This window comes from Salipaludibacillus sp. CUR1, from assembly GCF_021028955.1.
GTDB lineage: Bacteria > Bacillota > Bacilli > Bacillales > Salisediminibacteriaceae > Salipaludibacillus.
Map to the genome: position 1 here is coordinate 1 of NZ_JAIWPE010000056.1, position 6,936 is coordinate 6,936.

The 6,936-nt window shown below is 43.4% G+C and carries 6 protein-coding genes; 1 reads left to right on the top strand and 5 read right to left on the bottom strand.

The features are described 5' to 3' along the window. Positions 1 to 171: 171 nt before the first annotated feature. Together putP and K8O68_RS11325 are read right to left on the bottom strand one after the other, a co-directional pair. Entirely contained in the window at positions 172 to 1,653 is a 1,482-nt protein-coding gene (gene putP, locus K8O68_RS11320) for a sodium/proline symporter PutP (protein WP_230897001.1), read from the bottom strand. A 497-nt stretch (positions 1,654 to 2,150) separates the two neighbouring features. Then, the gene (locus K8O68_RS11325) at positions 2,151 to 3,020 is read right to left on the bottom strand and encodes a helix-turn-helix domain-containing protein (RefSeq protein WP_230897002.1); all 870 of its coding nucleotides are present in this window, start codon (positions 3,018 to 3,020) and stop codon (positions 2,151 to 2,153) included. 95 nt (positions 3,021 to 3,115) lie between these two features. Here K8O68_RS11325 and K8O68_RS21455 point away from each other — a divergent pair, with 95 nt between their 5' ends. Further along, a complete protein-coding gene (locus K8O68_RS21455) occupies positions 3,116 to 3,244 on the top strand; it encodes a hypothetical protein (RefSeq protein ID WP_255717163.1) in 129 nt (42 codons plus the stop codon). A 1,034-nt stretch (positions 3,245 to 4,278) separates the two neighbouring features. On the opposite strand, the gene K8O68_RS11330 is transcribed toward K8O68_RS21455, so the two are convergent. The 3 genes from K8O68_RS11330 to K8O68_RS11340 all read right to left on the bottom strand — a co-directional run bounded on the left by K8O68_RS11330 (position 4,279) and on the right by K8O68_RS11340 (position 6,767). Beyond that, positions 4,279 to 4,785 carry a hypothetical protein gene (locus tag K8O68_RS11330; RefSeq protein ID WP_230897003.1) on the bottom strand — a complete coding sequence of 169 codons (507 nt, stop codon included), beginning with the start codon at positions 4,783 to 4,785 and terminating at the stop codon, positions 4,279 to 4,281. A 225-nt stretch (positions 4,786 to 5,010) separates the two neighbouring features. Continuing rightward, on the bottom strand, positions 5,011 to 6,456 hold the full coding sequence (gene panF, locus K8O68_RS11335) for a sodium/pantothenate symporter (RefSeq protein ID WP_230897004.1): 1,446 nt from the start codon (positions 6,454 to 6,456) through the stop codon (positions 5,011 to 5,013). Continuing rightward, a complete protein-coding gene (locus K8O68_RS11340; RefSeq protein ID WP_230897005.1) occupies positions 6,453 to 6,767 on the bottom strand; it encodes a YhdT family protein in 315 nt (104 codons plus the stop codon). The genes panF and K8O68_RS11340 overlap by 4 nt, the downstream gene beginning before the upstream one ends. Between the last annotated feature and the right edge of the window lie 169 nt (positions 6,768 to 6,936).

Sequence of the window (6,936 nt, forward strand, 5' to 3'; positions counted from 1 at the left end):
GTACACCGCAAGAAAGAGCCCTAAACATTTTTATAATCAAACAAAAAGCTTCCGACCATCATTTATGATAATCGGAAGCTTTTTTTACTTTTCAGAGACCGTTATGTCCCAGCCTCTTTTCTTATGCTCGTTACTATTCGAACCATCCAGGTGGACGCTGGAATCTTATAATTATCTGTTGCGGTCCATCTCTTTCGCTTTCTCAAATGCCTCTTCCATTTCTTTAGTTGGCGGCGGACCGATGTAGCTGAATATAACGATCATAATTGACGAGATGACAAATCCTACGACAAGTTCATATAAAGAGAAGAACCCGGTTTCTGTTTTTATCTGAATCCAGAGAACAACTGTTAATCCGCCCGAAATCATCCCTGCAAGGGCACCGTTTCGTGTCATCCGCTTCCAGAACAAGGAGAACAGGACAAGCGGTCCGAACGTTGCTCCGAGGCCCGCCCACGCATAGCTGACAAGTTCCAGAACCGTACTGTCAGGGTTTTGCGCCAGGAGTAAAGCGACGATAGCGATCGCCAGCACGCCGAATCGGCCGACAAGAACGAGTTCTTTCTGTTGAGCGTTCTTACGGATCATCCCTTTATAGAAATCCTCTGCTAAAGCCGATGAGGATACAAGTAGCTGAGAGTCAATCGTACTCATAATCGCTGCTAGAACGGCTGCCAGCAAAACCCCTGCAACAACAGGGTGGAACAATACTTGAGTGAAGGCTAAAAAGACCGTTTCAGGGTTATCAAGTGGCTGATCTGCAAAGTAAGCAATACCGACCAACCCGGTCATCACCGCTCCAAACATAGAAAGAACAACCCAGGAAATACCGATAGTTTTTGCTTTAGGAATTTCTTTCATAGAACGGATAGCCATAAAACGGACAATAATATGCGGCTGGCCGAAATAACCAAGTCCCCAGCCCATTAAAGAAATAATACCAATTAGTCCGACGCCGCCCATAAGGTTCAGATTATTAGGGTCAATCGTACGAATCTGATCGAAGGTCGGGCCGAATCCTCCGAAATCCACAATTGCTACAATTGGAATAATGATCAGCGCTAAAAACATAAGGATCCCCTGTACAAAGTCAGTCCAGCTGACGGCAAGGAACCCGCCCATAAAGGTATAGCCGATAATTACGATTGCACCAATCCACAAAGCAGCCTGCTGGTCTAACCCAAAGGTGCTTTCAAATAATACCGCTCCTCCAACAAGACCTGCAGACGTGTAGAAAGTAAAAAACAATAAAATTAAAATAGCTGAAACAACACGAAGGGACTTTGATTCATCCCCAAAACGGTTTTCAAAGAAATCCGGAAGTGTAATCGCATCATTGGCCACTTCAGTATAAGACCTAAGACGCCCTGCAACAAACTGCCAGTTGATAATTGCACCCGCTGCAAGACCAATCGCAATCCAGGATTCAACAAGCCCGCTTGCATACAATGCACCCGGAAGTCCCAACAGAAGCCAGCTGCTCATATCTGAAGCCCCGGCAGATAATGCCGCCACTCCAGCTCCGAGTCTTCTCCCCCCGAGCACGTAATCAGATAAGCTGTCAGTCATTTTATAGGCAATTACCCCTAAGGCCATCATCCCAACTAAATAAACAATAAATGTAATAATAATGGGTGTTAAGTTCTCTACCATCACTTTCCCCTCCTTTTATAATACTTTTTTAATAGTTCCTCCTTTCAATAAACTTAATTTTCTCTATAATCTGATTATAATTCTTTTTTGAAAAGTTTAATAGTAAAAGTTAATACAATGAAAGGTATTATTATTTGGTAAATACTGTATTTAAGGGCAGGGCAGGTCCAATGACACAGTAGTTAATATACTCCTGGCACCCATTTTTAATTGAGGATAAGGGACTTAAGGGGGGTGTCTTCTTCTGGAATATAGAGGTAAAATAGTGAATAATTTGTTATTCGCCGAGTGAAGGATTCTGTCCGGCTTTTCTCCTCCCAAGGGAAGACCGGCCGATAGGGCTATTTGTTCTATGCCGTCAGGCCTGTGACGGGCACACATCCGGACAGCATGCATTTTTAGAGAGAAAACGCTATTTCCTCCTTTTTTTACGGCACAATTAAAAGGCCTGCTTCTGTCAGGCCTTTTCGCAACTGTGGTCATGCCTGGATCACTCCTCACACCGGAAAACATTCATCAATATTTTCTTTAATGATCATGACATAGTCCTGTTTATCCATAATCTCAAAAATCAGCAATGATTTATTAAGGTGCATCATGGATCGTTTATAGTGTTTTAAATAAAAACAATTGATCCCTGCCTGAAAATGCAATTCACCCATCAAATATAAACTTTCCAGCTGTACACAAAGATTTATGCCCCTTTTCCCATAATTGAGTGACTCCCTGTGTCTCCCTAACGCCGTCAAGGATTTTGACAGTCCGTAATAAATCCTGATTTTAGTCAGCTCTATTTTCTTTTGAAGTTTATGCATTTCTTTTAGCGCGCGTTCATAATATTGAACAGATAATTCGAACTCTTTTTCTTCATTGAAAATGATCCCGATACTGTTCATTATTTCTATTTCCATTGCTGAATAAAGCGTTGGATTCCTCATTTCCAAGGTAAGCAGCAGTAATTCGATAGACCGGTTAAATCCTTTATTGAGATAATACATGGCCACGCCCTCATGCCACAGTAAAAACTGCTGATGTTCAATAGAAGAAAAAACAGGATTTTCTTTTTCGCAAGTCACTAATTCATACACCGTCTCATAATCTCTGTTTCTGATCGCTTTTCTAATCTCATTTTTAACAGTGGAAATATAGTCAAACCGTTTGTAAGAAGCCATATTAAAAAACTCATTCATATCGATTTCAAGCTTTTTTGATATTTCGTATAACGTTGAACTGAGAGGAATGACTTCACCTTTTTCAATCCGGCTGATTTGCGCCTGTGTACAAATGCCTTCTGCTAATTCGGTTTGAGACATTTTCGCTTTCTCTCTTAACATTTTAATATTTACACCAATTAAGTCATAATTCATCCCAATTACCTCCCACTTAGTTTTACTCACATCATGGAAAAAGTAACATTATGACGTTAAAAAGTTTCTTACATACTTTGAAAGGGGGTGTGAGAATGAAGAAATATTTAATGAGTGTGGCGATCGTTACTATGTTTCTTGGCGGATTTGTTTCATTCAGTGGTGGAGAGCAATTTGCAGCGAGAGACTTACCGAACCAGCACAGTGTCCCCGACTTTCAATAATTCATAATTAAAGAGTTATTTTCCCGCCAAAGTTCTGATTAAGAGCTTTGGCTTTTTCGATGTTAGAGCAACATCCCTCCCTTGTAGTTGTCTGTAGTTGTCCCCCCTTAATCAACAGGCTCATTTAAGCCTGTGGTTAATAAAGTGATATTCCTAAAATTATGAAGGCCCTGCGGGTAAGCTGCCCGCGCCGCTCCTTTCTAGTCACTTCCCGGCAAAGACTTCCTAAACGCCTAAGGTCCAGGGCCGCCCTGCGGGAAAAGGCGAAGTGATAAGGTAAGGATGGATAATCACTTTTAAAGCATAACAGCGCCAAAAAGCGGAACTGAAGATACTTCTACTGTTTATTATACTACATTTTGGAAATAGATTGAATTTTCAATCTATTTATAAAGAAGACGACCTGAGTTTATGACAGGCTATTTATGGAATATACAGGAAAGATTATGTATGTAAGTATAATTCTATTATTTTGATTTCCTCCTTCGCCAATAATGAATTTTCTTATTAATAGTACAATCCCCTGGGCAAGCGTCCACCTGGCGGACTGAAATTACTACTTTTATTCCACAGCTTTAAATCCTGTCATTGAAGGACAGAAGTGGCGACGCCACAGGGATTATGCGCAGTCTGAAGATCTAATTCAACGAAGCCCCAAGCTGAGCTGAATTTAGCTGAAGACAAGCCCCTGGGCAAGCGTCCACCTGGCGGACTGAAATCACTCCTTTTATTCCACTGCTTTAAATTCTGTCATTGAAGGACAGAAGGAAGGACAGAAGGTGGCGACGCCCAAGGGATTATGCGCAGTCTGAAGATCCAATTCAACGAAGCCCCTAGCTGAGCTGAATTTAGCTGAAGACAAGCCCCCTGGGCAAGCGCCCGCCTGGCGGACTGAAATAACTGCCTTTATTCTTTGTAAAAGTTCATCTTATGTAAGTATAAAACGAAGAACCGGACAAATCTGGATATCGTAAGATTTGTTCGGCTCTTTATGGTTACTATTCTTTCAATCCAGCCTCTGACAGCTGCCATTGTTAGAATGGCAGCCTTAAACGGGGCTGTTTCTTCTTTTTTTGCGGCCGGAACCAGTTTGTATACATGATTCTGATTAGAAAGTATAACGCAATCATACCGACTGCACTCAATTCATCCAATAGAGAAAATATCCTCTCATCTAATGTTCTGTAGACACGCCCTTTAAATTGCTGATCATAGGTAGAGGGATAAACAGGCCGATAATCGAACCTGTGAGGCTGCGAGACTGGATAATGATAATGTGTGCCGAATTTACCCGGATAACGCTCGACCCCGGGGCCCCAATATATGAATTCACGGTGGGGCACCGGCCAGGCTCCAGGATTATATATTAAGTGGCTGTCTGCACCTTTCATAGACACATCTGCATAATTGTCCCTGCTGTCAGCTTCCAAAACACGGTTTTCCGCTTTCAACTGATGCACGTGTGAGCTGTAAACGACTGAACTGAAGACAAACATAGACACCAGCACAATCCCAACGAACACCGACAGCTTCTTAACCATTGGTAATAACCCCCTTTTTAGATTGAACTCTATCGTAACCCAATCTGAAAATCGGTGTATTACCAATGAGAGGACGAGACAGCCAGTAATTCTCCATTTTAGGACATAAGAAACTTAAAAACTATAAAAATATACTTTTAGGAATAATAGCTAAAAAAGTAAAAATCCCGGAAGCAGAAGCTCCCGGGATGGGGTCACCCTCCCATTTATTCCCAGCTCAAGGGGTCAGACCCCCCATTCATTTCCAGTTTTGTGCCTGGTCAGCAGGCTGGCGCTGACGAAGACAATTAATGAGAGCAGCACTGGCATGACAACGGTATGGACGCCGAATATATTGGGCTGGACGTTGTGAATCACAGCATAGGATCCTATCCCGGCGAGCATGGAAGCTATAGCGCCATATTGATTGGCTTTGCTCCAGTACAGTCCCATGACCACCGGCCAGATAAACGCAGCCTGCAAACCTCCGAAGGCAAACAGATTCATCCATATGAGCAGATCCGGCGGACTGAGGGCAGCTGCAAAGATGAGAATCCCAAGTACTGAGGTGACCCCGAAACTGATTTGCCGTACTTTTTTATCCGTTGCTTCAGGGTTCATATAATTTAAATATACGTCTTTTACCACAGCCGAACTGACAATCAGTAAAAGCGAGTCGACGGTGGACATGATCGCTGCCATCGGAGCCGCCAGGACAATTCCGGCGAGCCACGGCGGCAGTACTTCCATAGTAATCATCGGCATCACTGAATCCGGAACGTCAACGCCCGGCATAATAGGACGTGCAAAAACACCGATCAGGTGCATCCCGAGCATAATAAAACCTACAACAATCGTTCCGATAATTAACGCCCGGTGCATCGACTTTGCATCACGGTACGACATCGCCCTAACTGCCACTTGCGGCAAAGCAAGCACCCCGACACCTACAAGAATCCAGAAAGACGAAACATAAGCCGGCGTTAAACCGCCGTCATGGCCAAATGGCGTGATAAGATTAGGGTTCTCTGCTGCGAGATCCGACATAATATTCGAAATGCCCCCGCCTGCGATTATTGTTCCTATGAGAATAATCAACGTTCCAAAGAACATGACGACTCCCTGAATTGTATCCGTCAGCGCCACCGCGCGGAAGCCCCCTATAATGACATAAAGGAGTACCGCTACAGCAAAGATAAACAGAGCGGACGTGTAATTCAGGCCTGTCAGTGACTCTATTAAACGGGCGCCTCCAACCCACTGGGCCACCATCGCTGAAAATAGAAAGACGATAATACTGAAGGCTGCAATAAATACGACCCATTTACTTTCCCCATAACGCTTTCTCAAAAAGTCAATTAAGGTGACGGCCTTATATTTACGCGCGTAGATCGCAAATTTTTTCCCGAGAACCATAAGAACGAAGTAGCCCGTTGCTACTTGAGCCATGGCGAGCAGCACCCAGCCGAGTCCCTGGGTATACGCTGCTCCCGGACCACCTATAAAACTGCTGGCGCTTCCATATGTAGCGATCATAGTCATTGCCAGAATAAAGCCGCCGAGTTCACGGCTTCCAAGAAAATATTCCTGTAAAAAATTATTCGTTTTTCTCAGATAGCGGGACGACCAGAAGCCGACGGCAAAAATTGAAATTAAAAAGATAATCAGAGGAATAACAACAGACCAGTTCATTCAGCATCCTCCTCTGCGCCTTCTTTACCGGCCTTATCAGGCTCCGGGTCATCAAAAGGCACATCTTTAAAGAAACTTTTAACAACCACGGCTACAAGGACAGCCATAACGATAAAGCCCACTACACAGCTATAAAAAAACCAGGCAGGCATTCCCAGTACATATGTATACTCCTCAACGGGCCGGGAACCAAGGCCGTAAGCAAATCCGTACCACCATAAAAAATTAAAAATAACAAGTCCAACCCCGATCAGGGCTTCCCGGTTAGCCACCTTAAACCGCGGATCTTTCTCATCTATCTCACGGCTCATTTCCTTCACCTCTTCCCCAAAAATGATATGTCTCCAGAATATCACAAAAAAAGGGGTCAGACCCAGTAGCCTTGCATGAATGGAATATAATGTAATTTTGAGTTTACAAACACAAAAAAAGCTCCTATTGTAGAGGAGAGACCAATACTTGTTCCCAATCCTCTACAAA

What these genes read in the sequence shown, in the direction of transcription:
- putP (WP_230897001.1), bottom strand. Translation starts at nt 1,653, where the DNA reads ATGGTAGAGAACTTAACACCCATTATTATTACATTTATTGTTTATTTA.
- K8O68_RS11330 (WP_230897003.1), bottom strand. Translation starts at nt 4,785, where the DNA reads ATGGTTAAGAAGCTGTCGGTGTTCGTTGGGATTGTGCTGGTGTCTATG.
- K8O68_RS11325 (WP_230897002.1), bottom strand. Translation starts at nt 3,020, where the DNA reads ATGAATTATGACTTAATTGGTGTAAATATTAAAATGTTAAGAGAGAAA.
- K8O68_RS21455 (WP_255717163.1), top strand. Translation starts at nt 3,116, where the DNA reads ATGAAGAAATATTTAATGAGTGTGGCGATCGTTACTATGTTTCTTGGC.
- panF (WP_230897004.1), bottom strand. Translation starts at nt 6,456, where the DNA reads ATGAACTGGTCTGTTGTTATTCCTCTGATTATCTTTTTAATTTCAATT.
- K8O68_RS11340 (WP_230897005.1), bottom strand. Translation starts at nt 6,767, where the DNA reads ATGAGCCGTGAGATAGATGAGAAAGATCCGCGGTTTAAGGTGGCTAAC.